This is a genomic window from Actimicrobium sp. CCI2.3, assembly GCF_035019065.1.
Lineage (GTDB): Bacteria > Pseudomonadota > Gammaproteobacteria > Burkholderiales > Burkholderiaceae_D > Actimicrobium.
This window is the reverse complement of sequence record NZ_JASJWR010000030.1, coordinates 26,073-44,404: the sequence shown is the minus strand read 5'-3', so window position 1 is coordinate 44,404 and position 18,332 is coordinate 26,073. Positions and strand designations below refer to the sequence as shown.

At 60.4% G+C, this 18,332-nt stretch carries 21 protein-coding genes; 8 read left to right on the top strand and 13 right to left on the bottom strand.

Going from position 1 to position 18,332, the window contains the following annotated elements; genetic code table 11:
- Positions 1 to 18: 18 nt before the first annotated feature.
- Positions 19 to 189, top strand: coding sequence for a hypothetical protein (locus QN370_RS16150; protein ID WP_322128630.1), 171 nt, complete (start codon positions 19 to 21; stop codon positions 187 to 189).
- 9 nt (positions 190 to 198) lie between these two features.
- On the opposite strand, the gene QN370_RS16145 is transcribed toward QN370_RS16150, so the two are convergent.
- The 4 genes from QN370_RS16145 to QN370_RS16130 are packed head-to-tail and all read right to left on the bottom strand — an operon-like array spanning position 199 to position 5,291.
- Positions 199 to 1,308 (bottom strand): acyl-CoA dehydrogenase family protein, encoded by a 1,110-nt coding sequence (locus tag QN370_RS16145; protein ID WP_322128629.1) that lies wholly within the window; start codon positions 1,306 to 1,308, stop codon positions 199 to 201.
- Position 1,309: 1 nt separating this feature from the next.
- A complete protein-coding gene (locus tag QN370_RS16140; protein ID WP_322128628.1) occupies positions 1,310 to 2,518 on the bottom strand; it encodes an acyl-CoA dehydrogenase family protein in 1,209 nt (402 codons plus the stop codon).
- 18 nt (positions 2,519 to 2,536) lie between these two features.
- On the bottom strand, positions 2,537 to 3,721 hold the full coding sequence (locus QN370_RS16135; RefSeq protein ID WP_322128627.1) for an acyl-CoA dehydrogenase: 1,185 nt from the start codon (positions 3,719 to 3,721) through the stop codon (positions 2,537 to 2,539).
- Positions 3,722 to 3,764: 43 nt separating this feature from the next.
- Positions 3,765 to 5,291, bottom strand: coding sequence for a 3-hydroxyacyl-CoA dehydrogenase (locus tag QN370_RS16130; protein ID WP_322128626.1), 1,527 nt, complete (start codon positions 5,289 to 5,291; stop codon positions 3,765 to 3,767).
- Positions 5,292 to 5,448: 157 nt separating this feature from the next.
- On the opposite strand from QN370_RS16130, the gene QN370_RS16125 reads away from it, so the two are divergent.
- The 4 genes from QN370_RS16125 to QN370_RS16110 all read left to right on the top strand — a co-directional run bounded on the left by QN370_RS16125 (position 5,449) and on the right by QN370_RS16110 (position 9,075).
- Positions 5,449 to 6,930, top strand: coding sequence for a class I adenylate-forming enzyme family protein (locus tag QN370_RS16125; RefSeq protein WP_322128625.1), 1,482 nt, complete (start codon positions 5,449 to 5,451; stop codon positions 6,928 to 6,930).
- Positions 6,923 to 7,717, top strand: coding sequence for an IclR family transcriptional regulator (locus QN370_RS16120; RefSeq protein WP_322128624.1), 795 nt, complete (start codon positions 6,923 to 6,925; stop codon positions 7,715 to 7,717). The genes QN370_RS16125 and QN370_RS16120 overlap by 8 nt, the downstream gene beginning before the upstream one ends.
- A gap of 400 nt (positions 7,718 to 8,117) precedes the next feature.
- Positions 8,118 to 8,714 carry a nucleotidyltransferase domain-containing protein gene (locus QN370_RS16115; RefSeq protein WP_322128623.1) on the top strand — a complete coding sequence of 199 codons (597 nt, stop codon included), beginning with the start codon at positions 8,118 to 8,120 and terminating at the stop codon, positions 8,712 to 8,714.
- Positions 8,644 to 9,075 (top strand): hypothetical protein, encoded by a 432-nt coding sequence (locus tag QN370_RS16110; RefSeq protein ID WP_322128622.1) that lies wholly within the window; start codon positions 8,644 to 8,646, stop codon positions 9,073 to 9,075. Before QN370_RS16115 ends, QN370_RS16110 begins: the two co-directional genes overlap by 71 nt.
- Before the next feature lie 328 nt (positions 9,076 to 9,403).
- On the opposite strand, the gene ybeY is transcribed toward QN370_RS16110, so the two are convergent.
- The 9 genes from ybeY to QN370_RS16065 all read right to left on the bottom strand — a co-directional run bounded on the left by ybeY (position 9,404) and on the right by QN370_RS16065 (position 15,838).
- Positions 9,404 to 9,868: an rRNA maturation RNase YbeY gene (ybeY, locus tag QN370_RS16105; protein ID WP_322128621.1), complete on the bottom strand. Its 465-nt coding sequence runs from the start codon at positions 9,866 to 9,868 to the stop codon at positions 9,404 to 9,406.
- Positions 9,852 to 10,934: a PhoH family protein gene (locus QN370_RS16100; protein ID WP_322128620.1), complete on the bottom strand. Its 1,083-nt coding sequence runs from the start codon at positions 10,932 to 10,934 to the stop codon at positions 9,852 to 9,854. The genes ybeY and QN370_RS16100 overlap by 17 nt, the downstream gene beginning before the upstream one ends.
- A complete protein-coding gene (gene miaB, locus QN370_RS16095) occupies positions 10,931 to 12,310 on the bottom strand; it encodes a tRNA (N6-isopentenyl adenosine(37)-C2)-methylthiotransferase MiaB (protein ID WP_322128619.1) in 1,380 nt (459 codons plus the stop codon). Before miaB ends, QN370_RS16100 begins: the two co-directional genes overlap by 4 nt.
- Positions 12,310 to 12,654 carry a hypothetical protein gene (locus tag QN370_RS16090; protein WP_322128618.1) on the bottom strand — a complete coding sequence of 115 codons (345 nt, stop codon included), beginning with the start codon at positions 12,652 to 12,654 and terminating at the stop codon, positions 12,310 to 12,312. The genes miaB and QN370_RS16090 overlap by 1 nt, the downstream gene beginning before the upstream one ends.
- A gap of 63 nt (positions 12,655 to 12,717) precedes the next feature.
- Entirely contained in the window at positions 12,718 to 13,551 is an 834-nt protein-coding gene (locus QN370_RS16085) for an HDOD domain-containing protein (RefSeq protein ID WP_322128617.1), read from the bottom strand.
- A 60-nt stretch (positions 13,552 to 13,611) separates the two neighbouring features.
- On the bottom strand, positions 13,612 to 14,211 hold the full coding sequence (locus tag QN370_RS16080; protein WP_322128616.1) for a DUF2946 family protein: 600 nt from the start codon (positions 14,209 to 14,211) through the stop codon (positions 13,612 to 13,614).
- Positions 14,204 to 15,199, bottom strand: a complete 996-nt coding sequence (locus QN370_RS16075; RefSeq protein ID WP_322128615.1) for a YheT family hydrolase — start codon at positions 15,197 to 15,199, stop codon at positions 14,204 to 14,206. The genes QN370_RS16080 and QN370_RS16075 overlap by 8 nt, the downstream gene beginning before the upstream one ends.
- Positions 15,196 to 15,624, bottom strand: coding sequence for a YybH family protein (locus tag QN370_RS16070; protein ID WP_322128614.1), 429 nt, complete (start codon positions 15,622 to 15,624; stop codon positions 15,196 to 15,198). Before QN370_RS16070 ends, QN370_RS16075 begins: the two co-directional genes overlap by 4 nt.
- Before the next feature lie 16 nt (positions 15,625 to 15,640).
- A complete protein-coding gene (locus QN370_RS16065) occupies positions 15,641 to 15,838 on the bottom strand; it encodes a zinc-finger domain-containing protein (RefSeq protein WP_322128613.1) in 198 nt (65 codons plus the stop codon).
- A gap of 131 nt (positions 15,839 to 15,969) precedes the next feature.
- Here QN370_RS16065 and QN370_RS16060 point away from each other — a divergent pair, with 131 nt between their 5' ends.
- The 3 genes from QN370_RS16060 (at position 15,970) to QN370_RS16050 (ending at position 18,332) form a co-directional block, all read left to right on the top strand.
- A complete protein-coding gene (locus QN370_RS16060; RefSeq protein ID WP_322128612.1) occupies positions 15,970 to 16,725 on the top strand; it encodes an AzlC family ABC transporter permease in 756 nt (251 codons plus the stop codon).
- Positions 16,725 to 17,057 carry an AzlD domain-containing protein gene (locus QN370_RS16055; RefSeq protein ID WP_322129191.1) on the top strand — a complete coding sequence of 111 codons (333 nt, stop codon included), beginning with the start codon at positions 16,725 to 16,727 and terminating at the stop codon, positions 17,055 to 17,057. Before QN370_RS16060 ends, QN370_RS16055 begins: the two co-directional genes overlap by 1 nt.
- Positions 17,058 to 17,138: 81 nt before the next feature.
- A complete protein-coding gene (locus QN370_RS16050; RefSeq protein ID WP_322128611.1) occupies positions 17,139 to 18,332 on the top strand; it encodes a phosphoglycerate kinase in 1,194 nt (397 codons plus the stop codon).

Here is an 18,332-nt window from a genome sequence, read left to right as displayed (position 1 = left end):
CCTTGTGGGGGGGAAGGAATGCTGCGCTGGCGGATCAACGGCAAGATCCAGCTGGCGCGACGTCAGATGGTCGCGCCATACAGATGCGAAATGCAGTTTCCGGTCATCCGGGAGGAAGAAATGCCGTGTTTTCCGGTGTCGGTGAAGGTTGTACGCAACCCGATTGCTCGCAACTCAATGACAGTGTGAACGGGGAGGTCACGCCGCCTTCAGCTGCGCCGCAAACGCTTCCAGATGCTGGTCCGTGCTGCCGAACTGCAGCTCGATGGCCATCAGCCGCTTGAAGTAATGACTGACGATCAGTTCGTCCGTCACACCCATCCCGCCGTGCAATTGTACGGCCTGCTGCCCGACAAACCGGCAAGCCTGACCGATCACGACTTTGGCTGCCGCGAGCGCCGCCCTGCGTTGCGCGAGATCGGAATCAGTACAGCGCACCGCTGCCAGAAAACTCATCGAACGGGCCTGTTCGCAATGCAGCACCATGTCTGCCATGCGATGCTGCAAGGCCTGGAATTTGCCGATCGCGACACCGAATTGCTGCCGGTCGCGGGCGTACTGTACGGTGGCCGCAAGCAGCTTGTCGAAGATGCCGACCGCTTCGGCGCAGACGGCAGCGAGGGCGCGGTCACGCATGTCGGCCAGTGCGGATTCGGCATGGTCGAAGAGGGCGTCCGCAGTTACGGCGACTTGATCGAGGAAGACTTCACTGGCCGGCACACCATCGACGGTCAGGTACGACACCAATCGCACTCCGTGCGTTGTACGTGGAATACCGAACACAGCAATACGATCGTCAGGCAGCAGCGCACTGACCAGTAGTAAATGTGCCGAGCCGGCATGCGCAACAAGGCACTTCTCGCCCTCCAGCACGAAGCCATCCGCAGTCGGCGTAGCGCGCGTGGCGATCTGCCGCCAGTCGAAGCGACTACCAGCTTCGTCGTGCGCAGGGACAGCGATGAGCGAGCCATCCTGCAACGCAGGAAGCAGCGCGGCACGCTGCTGGGCGTCACCCAGTTGTGCGATCAGCGTGGTCGCCATCACGGCACTGGCCAGATAGGGTTCCAGCACCAGTGCCTCGCCCATCGCCGTCATCACCAGCAGCGTATCGACCGCCGAGCCGCCCAGTCCATCGTCGGCTTCCGGCACCTGCAGCGCCAGCAAGCCAAGGTCAGCGAAGCCCTGCCAGACCGTGCTGCTGTAACCGTCACGAATTTGCTGGCGCGTGGCAAAGTCGTAGTCCTTGCCGAGAGTGCGGCGGGTTGTCTCGAGCAGCATGTTCTGCTCGTCGGTAAAAGTGAAGTCCATGTCAGAGTCCCAGGATCATTTGCGCAATGATGTTTTTTTGGATTTCGTTCGAGCCGCCATAAATCGACAGCTTGCGCATGTTCAGGTACCCAGCCGCCAATGCGGTGGCGTCATCGGGCCCGACCTGTTCGCCGGTGTAGCCATCGGCCATCGCATCGCGCCGCAGCGGCAATGCATACGGACCGACCGCCTGCACCAGCAGTTCGGTGATTGCCTGCTGAATTTCGGTGCCCTTGATTTTCAGGATCGAGGCTTCGGGACCCGGCGTGCGGCGTTCGGCTTCGGCGGCCAGCACGCGCAGATTGGTGATTTCGAGCGCCATCAGATCGATCTCGATTTGCGCGATGCGGGCGGCAAACAGCGGGTCTTGCAACAGCGGTTTGCTGTGCTTGATCTGCTGTGCTGCGACCCGCTTCAGGCGGGCCAGTTCACGCTTGGCGATACCGATGCCGGCGATATTAGTGCGTTCGTGACCGAGTAAAAATTTGGCATAGGTCCAGCCCTGATTCTCGGTGCCGACCAGATTGGACATCGGGACGTGCACATTATCGAACCAGACTTCATTGACCTCATGGGCACCATCCATCGTGATGATCGGACGCACCGTGATGCCGGGTGACGCCATGTCGATCAGCAGGAAGGAAATCCCGCGCTGCGGTTTGACCTCAGTATCGGTCCGCACCAGACAAAAAATCCACTCGGCATACTGACCTAGCGTGGTCCAGGTCTTCTGGCCATTGACGATGTAGACGTCGCCGTCGCTGTTCACTTCACGCACCGCACGGGTTTTCACCGACGCCAGATCGGAGCCTGCACCGGGTTCCGAATAACCCTGGCACCACCACTCTTCACCAGCCAGAATTTTTGGCAGATGACGCTGCTGCTGCTCCGGCGAGCCGAATTGCATCAGCACCGGTGCGACCATTTTCAGGCCGAACGGCACCGCGCGCGGGGCCCCGCCGGCAGCCGATTCCTCGTCAAAAATATACTGCTGAGTAGCGCTCCAGCCCGGCCCGCCGAACTCGGCTGGCCAGGATGGCGCGCCCCAGCCTTTGGCATGCAGAATGTGCTGCCAGCGCAGGTAATCGTCGCGGCCCAGGCTCAGGCCGCGGGTGACCTTATGCCGGATATCGTCCGGAAGATTGTGTGCAATGAAATTGCGTACAAGCTGCCGGAATGCCTGCTCGTCGTTACTGAAATTCAGATCCATGCGGGTCTCGAAAAAAGATTAGCTGCTAAACGCCTGGATGCCGGTCATTGCTCGGCCGAGGATCAGCGCATGGATGTCATGCGTACCTTCGTAGGTATTGACCACTTCCAGATTGACCATGTGACGGATCACGCCGTATTCGTCGGAGATGCCATTCCCGCCCAGCATGTCGCGCGCCATGCGGGCGATATCGAGCGACTTGCCACATGAATTGCGCTTCATCATCGAGGTGATTTCGACTGCCGCCGTGCCTTCATCTTTCATCCGTCCGAGGCGCAGCACGCCTTGCAGCGCCATCGTGATTTCGGTCTGCATGTCGGCCAGTTTTTTCTGGATCAGCTGGTTGGCTGCCAGCGGCTTGCCGAACTGCTTGCGGTCCAGCACATACTGGCGCGCGATATGCCAGCACGATTCGGCAGCCCCCAGCGCTCCCCACGAAATGCCATAGCGCGCCGCGTTCAGGCAAGTGAACGGACCCTTCAGTCCACGCACGTCCGGGAAGGCGTTTTCTTCCGGGCAGAACACGTTGTCCATGACGATTTCGCCGGTGACCGAGGCGCGCAAACCGAACTTGCCGTGGATCGCCGGAGCTGACAAGCCGGCCATGCCTTTTTCGAGGATAAAGCCGCGGATCGCGCCTTCATCATCTTTGGCCCAGATCACGAAGACGTCGGCAATCGGTGAATTTGAAATCCACATCTTGCTGCCGGTGAGGGCATAACCACCGGCGACCTTGCGTGCGCGCGTCACCATCGAGCCGGGGTCCGAACCGTGGTCGGGTTCGGTCAGGCCGAAGCAGCCGATGAATTCGCCGGTGGCCAGTTTTGGCAGGAAGCGCTGGCGCTGGTCTTCGGTACCGAATTCGAAAATTGGCGTCATCACCAGCGACGACTGCACGCTCATCATCGAGCGGTAACCGGAATCGACCCGCTCGACTTCGCGCGAGATCAAGCCGTAGCAGACATAGTTCAGGCCGGGGCCGCCGTACTCTTCCGGAATGGTCGGACCAAGCAAACCGAGTTCGCCCATCTCACGAAAAATCGACGCGTCCATTTTCTCGTGACGGAAGGCTTCGAGGATGCGCGGTTGCAGCTTGTCCTGGCAATACGCCTGCGCGGCATCGCGCACCATGCGTTCTTCGTCAGTCAGTTGCTGGTCCAGCAGCAGCGGGTCATCCCAGTGGAACGGAGCGGATTTTTTCATGGCGGTCCTCGGAAAAAGTGAATGGTGCTTAGTGTGATCGGATTCAGGCTGACGCGTGTAACAGCGACAAGCCGAGTGCGGCGCGACGCTGCAGCCACGGGCTGGGCCGGTAGCGTGCGTCACCGCTGAGACGTGCGATGTTGTGCAGAATGCGCAGCACGGTGGCGGCTCCTAGCTGATCGCCCCAGGCCAGTGGTCCTTGCGGATAGCCCAGGCCCAGCACGACACCACGGTCGATATCGGCCGGTAGTGCGATGCCTTGCTGGGCGATGTCGCAGGCGATGTTGATGATGTGCGCCAGCACGCGTTGCGCGACCAGTCCGGTACTGTCCTGCAGCACGCTGATGCGTGCGCCGTCGCGACCAAACAGCCCGCACGCCTGTGCCAGATAGGCCGGGTCGGTAGCTGGATTGGTCATCAGGACATGATGGATCGGGCTGTCAAACAGCGCATCGATGGCAACCGTGCGGCGCGCATCCAGACCCTGCTGGACCACGCAGTCGGTGCAATCCTGACCTAGCGGCGTGACGATGCACAGCGCCTGCGCGGAGGGCGTTGGGCCGGATTCGACATCAAGGCCCGCCGCCAGCAAGCGTTCTGCCAGCGCCGGTTCAGCCCGGCTCAGCCAGACCGCTCCTGGCTCGGTCTGCGTGACGGCGACTTCGGCAGGCGTGACCTTCTTGCCGTTGTCATCGTAGGGATAAAAGCCGCGTCCGGTCTTTTTGCCAAGCAGTCCGGCCGTCAGCATTTGCCGCGTCAAGCCTTGCGGCCGGAAGCGCGGCTCATCGTAGTACTGGCGATAAATCGATTCCATCACCGGGTGCGAGACATCGAGTCCGGTCATGTCCATCAGTTCGCACGGGCCAAGCTTGAAGCCGGCGGTGTCACGCAGGATGCGGTCCAGCGTGGCCACCGAAGTCACTCCCTCGGACAGGATGCGCAGACCCTCGGTACCGAAGCCGCGACCGGCATGATTGACGATGAAGCCCGGCGTATCCTTGGCGCGCACGGCCGCGTGTCCCCAATGCCGGCCCAGTGCCAGCAACTGTGCGACGACCGGTTCGGCCGTCAGGATGCCGCCGATGACTTCGACAATCTTCATCAACGGCACCGGATTAAAGAAGTGAAAACCCGCCACGCGTTGCGGGTGCTGCAAGCCGGCGGCGATCGCCGTGACCGACAGCGACGAGGTGTTCGAGGCGAGAATTGCGTCGGGACGCACCAGGGTTTCGAGCGTCGCGAACAAGGTCTTTTTGGCGGCAAGGTCTTCGATGATCGCTTCGATAATCACGTCGCAATCAGCCAGATCAGCCAGTTCGCTGCATACATGCAGACGGGCCAGCGCATCGCTGGCATCGTCGTCCTGCAGCTTGCCTTTGCCGACCAGCGTGGCAAACGTGGCAGTCAGTGTGCGACTGGCGGCGGCGGCTGCGCCGGCATGGGCATCGGCCAGAAAAACAGTCGCGCCGGACAACACGGCGATCTGCGCAATGCCGCGTCCCATCACGCCGCAGCCGATGATGCCGATCAAGGGTGCGGAAGTCGAAACGGGAGGAATTGACTCGGACATGCTGGTCTCCGGTGTTCTGCAATGCAGAATATGTTTTTTGAGTTCTCCTACTCTATTGACCAGCAGCATTGATGTCAACCTGCAAATGCACGAACACCGGCTTGTCAAGCGTGATTCTGCAGTGCAGAATAACGGCTCTATCCGGCGGAGCTCAGTTATGTCACGTATCGATCAGGTATTCCAGTCCTACACTCGCACGCACGCCACTCGTATTGCGCTGCAGGACAGTCATGACAGTGTCACCTATGGCGATCTCGGCGGGCGGGTCGACGCCGTAGCGCGGCAATTGCAACAGGCCGGTGTGCGGCCCGGTGACCGCGTTTTGCTGGTCGCAGAAAATTCGGTGGCGCTGGCGCTGACGATTCTGGCGACCAGTCGTCTGCGCGCCTGGTCGGCGAGTGTCAATGCCCGTTTATCCACGCGTGAAATCGATAACTTCCTGCTGCATTCCGGCGCACGTCGGGCCTTATATTTCAGCGCGGGTTCGGAAGAGGCCGCGCGCCACGGAGAGGCACATGGCGCGTCACTTCTGCACTGGGAAGGCATCGGCGCGGTGATGCTGGGACCCTTGCAGTCCGAGGCCATGACCGAACCGGCTGCACCTGACGTGGCGGCGCTGGTCTACACGTCCGGGACGACCGGTGCGCCGAAGGCGGTGATGCTCACCCATGCGAACCTGTTATTCATCGGCGCCAACAGTCGCAAGATCCGGGCGCTGACACCCGACGACGTGATCTATGGCGTACTGCCGCTGTCGCATGTGTATGGCCTGTCGGCGCTGCTGGTGGCGGCGCTGGCTAGCGGGGCGGCATTGCAGCTGGTGCCGCGTTTTGATCCGCTGGCCATGGCGCACGCGTTGCAGCACGACGGTGTGACCGTGCTGCATGGCGTGCCAGCGATGTATGCCAAGTTGCTGGCAACCAGTGCGCGCGTGTCGGCACCTGCGTTGCGTGTTGCGCAGTCAGGCGGGGCACCGCTGTCGGCGTCGCTGAAAGCGGATTTTGAAGCGTGTTTCGGGATTACGCTGCACAACGGCTACGGCATGACCGAGGCGGCACCGTCGATCTGCCAGACCCGCATGGATGTCCCGCGCAGTGATTGCTCGGTCGGACCGGCCATCGAGGGCATCGAGATTCGCCTCGACACGCTGATCCAGGACGTTGATGGCATCGGCGAATTGCAGGTGCGCGGCCCCAACGTGATGGCCGGTTATTACCGCGCACCGGAAGCCAGCGTCGCCGCGCTGACCGCCGATGGCTGGCTGCATACCGGCGACCTGGCCCGCATTGATGCCGACGGTGCCGTCACTATCGTTGGCCGCAGCAAAGAACTCATCATCCGCTCGGGCTTCAATGTCTATCCGGTCGAAGTCGAGCAAGTCCTCAATGCGTATCCGGGCATCGTGCAGTCGGCAGTGATCGGGCGCAGCAGTGCCGACAATGAAGAAGTACTGGCGTTCATCGAAGTACGCGCCGACGTGCTGCTGGACCGCAGCCATTTGCATGACTACCTGCGGGCCAATCTGTCACCGTACAAAATGCCGGCCGAAATCATCGCGCTGGCCAGTTTGCCGGCGGCAGCCAGCGGCAAAATCCTCAAGCGCGAGTTGCACAAGCTGGCCAGCGCTACCGATGAGTAAGTTGGTCGGCAGGCCCGTCGTGGTCAAGGAAGACCGTCACTTCGTGACAGCACTGGCGCGCGGACTGGAGTTGCTGGCGTGCTTTCGTTCCGGTGACAAGATGCTGGGCAATCAGGAACTGGCCGAGCGCAGCAAGCTGCCGAAGTCGACGGTGTCGCGCCTGACCTACACGCTGACCAAATTAGGCTACCTGCAATTCGATGATGAGTCTGGTAAGTATCGTCTCGGTACCGCCACGCTGTCACTCGGCAGCGCGATGCTGAGCCGGCTCGATGTGCGTCAGCTGGCGCGTCCGGCGATGCAGCAGCTGGCGGATTTTTCGCATTCGATGGTCTCGCTGGGCATGCGGGATCGGCTCAGCATGATTTATATCGAGAACTGTCGCAGTCAGGCCGCGCTGACGCTGAGCCTCGATGTCGGCTCGCGCATTCCGCTGGTCAGTACGGCGATGGGACGGGCCTATCTGGCGGTCGCGCCGCAGGGCGAGCGCAACGACTTGCTGGCGCGGGCGCGCGAACTCGACGAGCAAGGTTGGCCGGTGCTGCAGGAAAGCGTACAGCGCGCGCTCGACGAATATCGGGAGTTCGGTTGCTGCACCTCGATCGGTGACTGGCAACCGGGTGTCAATGCGATTGCGATCGCGTTTCGTCCGCCCGATGGCAGCACGCCGGTCAGCATCAATTGCGGTGGTCCGGCGTTCACGCTGTCGGCGGATTTCCTGGTGCAGGAAGTGCGGCCGCGATTGATTGAACTGGTCGAGCAGTTGCGACGGGCGATGGCGACGTGATAGGCGCGAGACCATTGTTTATTCGCGTAGGATGCAATAACCGAAGGGCATTGCACCGAATGGACTGACTGCGGTAGCTGATTTTGGAGATACTCCGCCATGGCCAAACCGGTCGATACACCATTGCTAAAAAGAGTGCATCCCTATCTATACAAAAGAATTACATAAATAATATTTTGCAGCCTGTAAAACTGAGCGTGTGTTCGATCCCGATTAAGGTATTTAAATACTCGTATTGGGTACTGATATTTTTTAAATGCACACGATTTTTCCAAGGGGATGTACTTTTGTAAAGGAAAATCGATGTCACAGAATTTGCTAGCAAATACCTGTTTTGGGTAATATCATGCCTCTCATGGGCACTTATGCAGATACACTTTTTACGAAGACGCAGCAACGCGTGCTGGCACTGCTCTTTGGCCAGGCGCAGCGTTCGTTCTACGGTAATGAAATCATCAGTTTGGCCGGATCCGGGTCCGGTGCGGTCCAGCGCGAGCTGGCACGACTGGAGTCCAGCGGCCTGGTAACAGTGCGGCGCGTTGGCAATCAAAAACACTATCAGGCTAATGCTGACGCACCGATCTTTCCGGAGTTACGCTCCCTCATTCTCAAAACCTTCGGCGTTGCCGATGTCCTGCACGATGCGCTGCAGTCGTTGTGGCCGGACGTGCAAATAGCCTTCGTGTACGGCTCGATGGCCAAGGGCACCGAGCACGCCGCCAGCGATGTGGATCTGATGGTGGTGGGTACGTTGCCATCCCATACAGCGCTGCTCGAAGCACTATTGCCGGCGCAGGGCCAATTGGGACGGATCATCAATCCGACCTATTACACGACAGACGAATTCGCGCAACGCATCAGCGACGGTGCGGCCTTCATGTCGCGGGTGCTGGCGCAGCCAAAAATCTTTGTTAAAGGATCCGAACATGACATCTCCTCACTTGGCAGCGCTGGCGAATCTGGCGCGGATCGGAAAACTGAAGGCGGAACCGCCTGACGCGCGGGAACGCACAGGATTACTGCGTTCGGCCACGGTGCTTCTGCGCGATGCACGGCAAACGTCGCTTGCGCTGGAAAGCCGCTTTGACCTTGCTTACAATGCCGCGCATGCTGCCGCACTTTCCGCGTTGCGGGCTCATGGGTACCGTAGCGACAATCGCTATTTGGTGTTCCAGTGCCTGGAGCACACGCTTGGCTTCAAACCCGCACAGTGGTTGCTGCTCAGCCAGGCACACAACAAACGTAACCTTGCCGAATATGAAGGCGACCTGGATGTGACGGCCGGGTTCGTCGCCGAACTGATCGAACATGTCGACACGTTGATTGCGGCGGTCCAGGCGTGGGAGCGTCCGGAATGATGGGCAAAACAGTGACTGCATCAGCGTTGGTAATGGGTACAGCCCGGTTGGGAAAGCACAAGGTTATTGTGCTCGCCCTAAGGCAGCCACAAACCCGCAGAGTGCAATAACCGAAGGGCATTGCACCAAATGGACTGACTGCGGTTGCGTAGCCTATCGGTGCTCGATGAGGATTGAGCCTGGTGCTTCTCGCATTTCGGAGCGGTGGAAAAATTAGTGCCTGCAGTGCGCGGGGTGCAATGCCCTTCGGTTGTTGCACCCTACCTGTTGCGACGATAACAGCGCATCCTGATGCTCTCTACAAATACACTTTCACACCCAATCCAAGCTACTCCAGATACGGATTCCCAAACCCCAGCTTCGCCAGTACCTCGATTTCAAGCGCTTCCATTTCGTCGGCCTCGACCTCTGTTTCGTGGTCGTAGCCTTGCGCGTGCATCACGCCGTGCACGACCAGATGGGCGGCATGGGCGAGTAGCGGTTTGTTCTGTGCCAGTGCTTCGGACTGCAGCACGTCGGTGCACAGGATCAGGTCGGCGCGGGTGATGTCGTCGTCAGGATTATCGTCACCGTCGTTGTAGGCGAAGGTCAGTACGTTGGTGGCGTAATCCTTGCTGCGGTAATCGCGATTGAGGCTGCGGCCTTCTTCGCTGTCGACGAAACGTACCGTCAGTTCGGCCGGCGCGAACAGCGCCGCTTGCACCCAGCGTCGTACCAGCGGCCGGGTCACGATGGTGGCCAGGCATGGGTCCGGGTACTGGACTGATAACGCGAGTTTATTTTTTTGGGACAAGACGGCTCGCTGGTTTTTTCAGGGGCGTTGGTGCGCTGGCGGCTTCGTAGGCATCGACGATGCGTGCCACCAGCGGATGGCGCACGACGTCGGCGCTATTGAAGCGCGTGAACGCGATGCCGCGGATGTTGTCGAGGACGTCGATGGCGTCGATCAGTCCGCTTTTTTGCGTACTCTGCAAATCAATCTGCGTAATGTCGCCGGTCACCACGGCCTTGCTGCCGAAGCCGATCCGGGTCAGGAACATCTTCATTTGTTCCGGCGTCGTGTTCTGCGCTTCATCGAGGATCACGAAGGCATGGTTGAGCGTGCGACCGCGCATGTAGGCCAGCGGTGCGATTTCGATCGCCTGTTTTTCAAACATTTTCTGGGTGCGGTCGTGGCCGAGCAAATCGTACAGTGCGTCATACAGCGGGCGCAGATAGGGATCGACTTTCTGGGCCAGATCGCCCGGCAGAAAACCGAGCCGTTCGCCAGCTTCGACAGCAGGGCGGGTCAGCACGATGCGCTTGACGACATCGCGTTCGAGCGCATCGACTGCACAGGCTACCGCCAGGTAGGTTTTGCCGGTGCCGGCCGGACCGACGCCGAAGGTGATGTCATGGTCAAGAATGGCCTTCAGATACGCCAACTGGTTCGGTGTGCGACCGCGCAAGTCAGTGCGACGCGTCTTGAGCGTCGGACCTTCCGCCGGTGCGATATCGGCATTGACCTCGACCAGCTCCAGCGCTTTTTTCCTGGCGGCACCACGCAGCGGTTTCAGCGTTGCCGCCGGGACTTCGGCGAACGCCATGCCGGCGCGCTGTTCGACCACGGCGAGCTGGACATCCTCGATCGAGACAACCTTGTCGGCAATCGCATAAAACTGCGCCAGCAAGGCGGTGGCCCGCTCGGCATTGCGGCCGCCGACGATGAAGCGTTCGCCGCGGCGGAAGATGGTGACGTCGAGCGCGGAGGAAATCTGGCGCAGGTTTTCATCCATCGGACCGCACAGATGGGCGAGTCGCTTGTTATCGAGCGGCTCGGGGATGAAGTACAGCGGTTCGGCGGGGGAGCGAGTTTTCAAGCGGTTCTTTGGTGAGGAGTCTGCAATGGGGAGGCGTTGTCAGCGACGACCAGTTCGCCGCGCAGCGAATAGCCGAAGCTGTGGGTAATGGTCAGGTCGAGCAGCTGGCCGATCAGACTGGCACCGTCGGTTCCGGCGGCAAAGTTGACGACGCGGTTGTTCTCGGCGCGACCCTGCAAATCGCCGGCATCTTTTTTCGACGGACCTTCGACCAGTACGCGTACCACCTGGCCGACCATCGCTTCGCTGTAGCGCCGGGTGTTGGCATCGATCACGGCTTGCAGTCGCTGCAATCGGGCCAGCTTGACGGCATGCGGCGTGTCGTCTTCGAGTGTGGCAGCCGGCGTGCCAGGACGCGGGCTGAAGATGAAGCTGAAGCTATTGTCGTAACCGATGTCGTCGATCAGTTTCATCATCGCCTCGAAGTCGGCGTCGGTCTCGCCGGGGAAGCCGACGATGAAGTCCGACGAAATCGCGATGTTCGGCCGCACTGCGCGCAGGCGACGGATGATCGACTTGTATTCGAGGGCGGTGTAGCCGCGCTTCATGGCCATCAGGACGCGGTCCGAACCGTGCTGTGCCGGCAGGTATAGATGGTCGACCAGTTTCGGTACTTTGGCATACGCATCGATGAGGCGCTGGCTGAATTCTTTCGGATGACTGGTGACGAAGCGGATGCGTTCGATGCCCTCGATCTCGGCGATGAATTCGATGAGCAGCGCAAAGTCGGCGATCTCGCCATCGGCCATCACGCCGCGAAACGCATTGACGTTCTGACCCAGCAGCGTGATTTCCTTGACGCCTTGGGCGGCCAGCCCGGCCACTTCGACCAGCACGTCATCGAAGCGGCGCGAGACTTCTTCGCCACGGGTGTACGGCACCACGCAATAGCTGCAGTATTTGCTGCAGCCTTCCATGATCGACACGAAAGCGGTGACGCCATCCACCCGCGCCGGTGGCAGGTGGTCGAATTTTTCGATTTCGGGGAAGCTGATATCGACCTGCGCCTGGCCGGATGCGCGGCGCTGATCAATCAGCGCGGGCAAGCGGTGCAGCGTTTGCGGACCGAACACGACGTCGACATACGGTGCGCGCTTGATGATCGCCGCGCCTTCCTGCGACGCGACACAGCCACCGACACCGATGACCAGGTCTGGCTTGAGCAGTTTGAGTTCGCGGATGCGGCCAAGATCGGAGAAGACTTTTTCCTGGGCTTTCTCGCGCACCGAACAGGTGTTGAGCAAGATCACGTCGGCATCTTCGGGCGTGTCGGTCTTGATCATGCCGTGCGTGGCGTTGAGCACGTCTGCCATTTTGTCCGAGTCGTACTCGTTCATCTGGCAGCCGAAGGTCTTGATGAATACTTTTTTCTGCATTATTGATTCTGGCTTGGTGAAGTGGTTTTGTCGGGCGGCGGTGCGGCGGCTTCAGCATCACTGAGCAGCCAGACCCGGTCGATCGCGCCGTCGATGTCGGTGGTGTAGTTGACGATGTGCGCGCTGCTGCCCAGTGTGTTCGGGATCACGGTCAGGTTATCGGTGCTCCAGATACGCGCCCCGTTCGTCAGTCGTGTCGCTTTGCCGTCAACCTGCACTTGCGGATAGTCGGTGATGACCAGACTGGCGCGATGGGCGTTGCCCGGAAACGGACGCTCGAAAGCCAGCGCAGACAGGGTCGTCAGCGTCAATACCAGCAAGATCAGGGGGCGATAAAAACGCATGATGGCTCCGCGAAAAGTGTGTGCCAGTCTACCACCAACCCCACGCCGGACCACGGTCCGCGCTTAGCGCAATCGGGCAATGGCAACTTGCGTCTCCTGGCAGATACGGGCGTATGCCTCATTGTCCAGATTTAACGCTTGCCATGCCGTTTGCGAGACCGACGGTGCCAGTTCGTGGCCTTCATCGCTCGACGCCAACTGATGCACGATGGCGTTGGCAATATGGACCAGCGCGGCCAGAAAGCCGACACCTTGCCGGTCCGGTTCATGGTGGCCGGCAATGGCAAGACGCATCGTGTCTGAAAAATTCCAGCTGATCGCCAGCAGTTCACCGGCTTCGGCATGGTCGATGTCGAGGATGTCGCGCTCGGCATCGATGAGTTCGCAGCGGTGGTCCGGGTCGTTGTAGCGGACCAGTACGCGGGCGTACTCGTCAGGAAAGCAGCTCACCAGCACCAGCCGGCCGATGTCATGCAACAGTGCCGCCGTCATCGCGATATCCGGATGCATGCCGACATGGCGTGCCAGCACGCCGGCCGCCTCCGCCGCTGCGCACGAATGGTGCCAGAACACGGCGTGGTCGAAGCCCTTGCAGACGCGCTCCGGAAAGCAGCCGGTCAGTGCCGCCTTGGTGATGAGCGTGCGGACATTCTGGAAGCCCAATAGCGTGATGGCCTGATGGATCGTGGTGACCTTGACCGAAGTCGCGAAATACGCGGAGTTAGCCAGCCGCAAAGTCTTGGCCGTCAAGGCCATGTCTTGCGATACCTTGCCCGCCAGGATCGCGATATCAAGATTGTCCTGATCGACAATGTTGAGTAACTCCATCACGATCAACGGCGGAGAAGGCAGGTCCCGCACTTTCTGGATGCATTGGATCCGGGTGGCGGTCGTCATGAGTAGTCCATGTTTATTGTGGGGATAAAGTGGTCTATCCGGCTGTCCAAAAAGAATAACTCAGACGGGCGCGTGCGGATACGGCTCGAAACCAAAATAGGCAGGCAAGGCATCGGCAGCTAGCCTGCCCAGTACGATTCGCTGGTCACGATAAGACAAGATCAGGGCAGATGGCGGCACCGGATGCGACAGCCATTCCAGTAGTGCCTCGTCATCGATGGCGATGCCATTGCTCCGCAATTGTCCCAGGCAAAGCGCGAGGTCGCGGTCATCGACTTGCGCCACCTGCTCGCCGGCTTGCAGCACCAGCTGGCCCTGGTCGGTCAGCCAGGCGGCCTGGATGTGATCGAGCACGGTGCCGGTCTGCAGCACGAATCCCTGTTGCGGATCGGTGCGTGCGATGAAGGGCGTTGCTTCGAGATTGACGTACACCCGTTGCGGCCCGTTCTGGAAATACCAGCGGCCCGCCGCATCGTGCAGATAATTGCGGTTGATGAATGCCAGCAGCGCGACATGAGCGATCTTGTCACCGGGCAGGTTGTCCTGTTGCGCGGCTTCGTCGCGCATGCGCCAGTAGCCGCGCGCATCGAGCGCGAGCCAGCCGTAGCAATGCGGTACCTCTGGCCATTTGGCCATGGCCTTGCGAACGATCTCATCCATGTGCGGCACTCCTGTGCTGAAGAAAATCAACGATGCGGCGCGGCAGCCAGTCGAGCCGACCCGGCAGCGAGCCATCGGCGAAGCCGACATGACCACCGGTATCCGGATATTCGAGCGTGACGGCGGCAGCGGCGCGGGCGGGCAAATTGCGCGCCGGCAGAAACGGATCATTGCGGGCATTGAGCACCAGCGTCGGTATCGTGATGTCGCCCAGTACATGGCGCGCACTGGCACGGTTCCAGTAATCGTTGGTGTCGCGATAGCCGTGCAGCGGGGCGGTGACGATATTGTCGAACGCGTACAGGTCACGCGCGGCCAGCAGCTTGTCGCGATCGAACAGGCCGGGAAACTGCGTCAGTTTTTGCAAGCACTTGGGCTTGAGGGTTTGCAGGAACATGCGTGTGTAGATCAAGTTGAAGCCGGACGACAGCGCCGCGCCGCCGGCGGCCAGATCAAGCGGTGCCGACACCGCGCAGGCCGCATCGATGATGCCGGCACTGTGCTGTGATTCGCCGAGCCAGCGCAGCAGCGCATTGCCACCCAGCGAGACGCCGACTGCAAAGTAATCACTGGCACCAGTGGCAGCCGGAGTGGTCTTGAGGCGGCGCAGCAGCCAGTCGATTTCGGTCGCGTCGCCGGAATGATAAAAGCGCGGTGCCAGATTCATCTCGCCCGAGCAACCACGAAAATGCGGGACGGCACCGGACCAGCCCAGGCTGTGCAGATGCGCCATCAGCGCACGACTGTAATGACTGTTGGACGACCCTTCCAGGCCGTGAAACAGCACCACGAATGGCATGCCGGGACGACCTTCGACAAAATCAACATCGACGAAATCGCCATCGGGTGCATTCCAGCGTTCACGCCGCAGCGGCGTCGCCGGCGTGGCAATGCATTTGGCCGGATAAATGGTTTGCACGTGACCGCCGGGCAGCCAGCGCGGCGCACGGTAGGCACTGGCCGTACCCTGGTGAGCGGTGCGTTTCAATGCAGCGTCGTTGAATCGTGCACGATGAGCGGCGGTTTGCCCGGTGCGATCGACGCATGATGCACCGCAATGCGCCAGCCCATCGGGGTCTTGATGTAGACATTGGTGGCCAGGATATGCAACTCCTGCGTGATGTCGCCACTGCGCATTTGCTCGAGCACGCTGTGGGTGGCGGCCATCAGGTTTTGCATCACATGCAGTTGTACCGGATGGATGTGCACGCCGCCATGGGCAAACACCGCTTGCCACGAAGCGCGGATCGCGGCATGGCCGATCAGGCGCGGCGCGCCCGGATGGATGCAGGTGATTTCTTCGTCGTCGGCCCAGAGTGCCATCAGGGCGTCCAGGTCGGCACGTCCGAGCGCGTCGTAGAACGCCGCTTCGGTATCGGCGGAACTGCCGGACAATTGCTTCTTGCTGGACATGGCAGGCTCCGTAAAATTAGTGAGCGTGAGCGGTTTCGCCGGCTTTCATGCGGTAGACCGTGCCGCAATACGGACATTTCGCTTCACCGTGACTCATGTCGAGAAACACACGCGGGTGGGATGACCAGAACGGCATCGCATCATTCGGGCAGTGGGCCGGCAAATCGCTGGCAGCCAGTTCGACAGGGGCGAGGGGGGATTTCGGTGCACTCATGGCGGGTTTCGGCTTCATCAGTCTAAGGAGCCCTGATTCTAGCGGATTCTGCAGCGAATTCGGCTCCCGGAAACGGACCTCTGTACTATGTGCCCTCAAATCAATGATCCGACGTCATCTTTATTCCCTTCATGCTCAATTCCGAAACCGCTTCCGGTCACCAGTCCGCTGCCATTGTTGAAAAACGTGCTTTTGCCGCAGCCTTCAAAATCAGTGCGGCCACCATGCCGGGTATTTTTGCGTGGGGCCTGGTGTCGGGCATGGCGATGGTCAAGTCCGGCCTGACGATCTGGCAGGCGCTGGGCATGTCGTTCTTTGTGTTTGCCGGATCGGCCCAGCTGGCCGCGTTGCCGCTGATTGCGGCGGACGCGCCGGCGTGGGTGGTGTTCGTGACGGCGCTGGTGGTCAACTTGCGCTTCGTGATTTTTGCCGCAGCGATCGGGCCGCATTTTGCGCATCTGTGCTGGCCCCAGCGTCTTTGGTACGGCTATTTCAATGCGGACATCACGATGGGATTTTTTCCGCGCCGCTTTCCGTCGGAAACGCTGCACCAGCCGGCCGGCAAGGTCGGCTATTTCACCGGCATCTGTTATCCGAACTGGTGCGCCTGGCAGAGCGGCGCGGTTGCGGGCATTTTTCTGGCCAGCCAGATTCCGGAGAGCTGGGGCATCGGTTTCGCCGGTACGCTGGCCCTGCTGGCAGTGATGATTCCGCTGACCATCAACCTGGCTGCGCTGGGCGGCGTGCTGGTGGCCGGTGTGGTGGCGATCGCGGCGGCGCAGTTTCCTTACCGGCTTGGCTTGCTGGTGGCCGTGGTCGCCGGGATGGCGGTGGCGATGTGCATTGATTACCTGATGGAGCGGCACCTGCCGCGAAAAACACGATGATGACGACGACTGAAATCTGGATCACGATCGGCCTGCTGGCACTGGCCACGATACTGACCCGCTGTTCTTTTTTTCTGCTGGGCGACGCGGTCAAGTTGCCGGAAAAAGTCCAGCACGCGCTGCGCTACGCGCCCGCTGCCGCGATGGCCGCGATCGTGGCACCCGATCTGGTCTTTGTTGATGGCACGCTGGATGTGCACTGGACCAATCCGCGTTTGCTAGCCGGTCTCGGTGCGGTGGCGTTTTTTCTGGCGACCAAACATTTGCTGGGTACGATCGTTGTCGGCATGGTGTTGTACACGGCACTGCGGCTACTGCGGCTGGTTCTGTAATCCGTTGTAAAAACGGCAGGATCGTCCGGATGCTGGGGTAAAATGTCGCCTCTTTCAATCAGGGTTTCGGGATTTTTAACTATGCAATTCAATCGACTTAGCGACCTGATCGCGGCCAATCAATTGCGCGGCAAGCGCGTCTTCATTCGCGCCGACCTCAACGTGCCACAAGACGATGAGGGCAGGATTACCGAAGACACCCGCATCCGCGCCTCGGTACCGGCCATCCGTCAGGCGCTCGATGCCGGCGCGGCGGTCATGGTCACGTCGCACCTCGGTCGTCCGGTCGAAGGCGAATTCAACCCATCCGATTCCCTCGCGCCGGTCGCTACACGGCTGTCAGCGTTGCTCGACAAACGTGTCACGCTGATACATAACTGGGTTGACGGCGTCGAAGTCGCGCCGGGCCAGATCGTCTTGCTGGAAAACTGCCGCGTCAATCGCGGCGAAAAAAAGAACGATGAAGTGCTGGCAAAAAAGATGGCCGCGCTGTGCGACATCTATGTCAACGATGCCTTCGGCACCGCGCATCGCGCCGAAGCGACCACGGTCGGGATTGCGCAATTTGCGCCGGTCGCCTGCGCCGGTCCGCTGCTGGCAGCTGAACTCGATGCCCTTGGCAAGGCGCTCAATGCGCCAGCCCGGCCGTTGCTGGCCATCGTTGCCGGTTCCAAGGTCTCGTCCAAACTGACTATCCTCAAAGCCCTGGCGGCCAAGGTCGATCACCTGATCGTCGGCGGCGGCATTGCCAATACCTTCATGCTGGCAGCCGGCCTGAATATCGGCAAGTCGCTGGCCGAAGCCGACCTTGTCGACGAAGCCAGAGAAATCATGGCGATGATGAGTGCACGCGGTGCGTCGGTACCGATCCCGACCGACGTGGTCTGTGCGAAGCAGTTTGCCGCTACCGCGACGGCCACCGTCAAGGCCGTGGCAGATGTTGAAGACGATGATCTGATCCTCGATATCGGACCGCAAACGGCAGCGTTGCTGGCCGCGCAAATCGCGCAGGCCGGTACCGTGGTCTGGAATGGTCCGGTAGGCGTGTTCGAATTCGAGCAGTTTGGCCACGGCACCAAAACGCTGGCGCTGGCGATTGCCGACGCCAAGGCGTTCTCGATTGCCGGTGGGGGTGATACGCTGGCAGCCATTGCCAAGTACGACATCGCTGATCGCATCGATTACATTTCGACCGGCGGTGGGGCTTTCCTTGAATTCCTCGAAGGCCAGACCTTGCCGGCCGTCGCGATTCTTGAACAGCGTTTCAGCCAATAA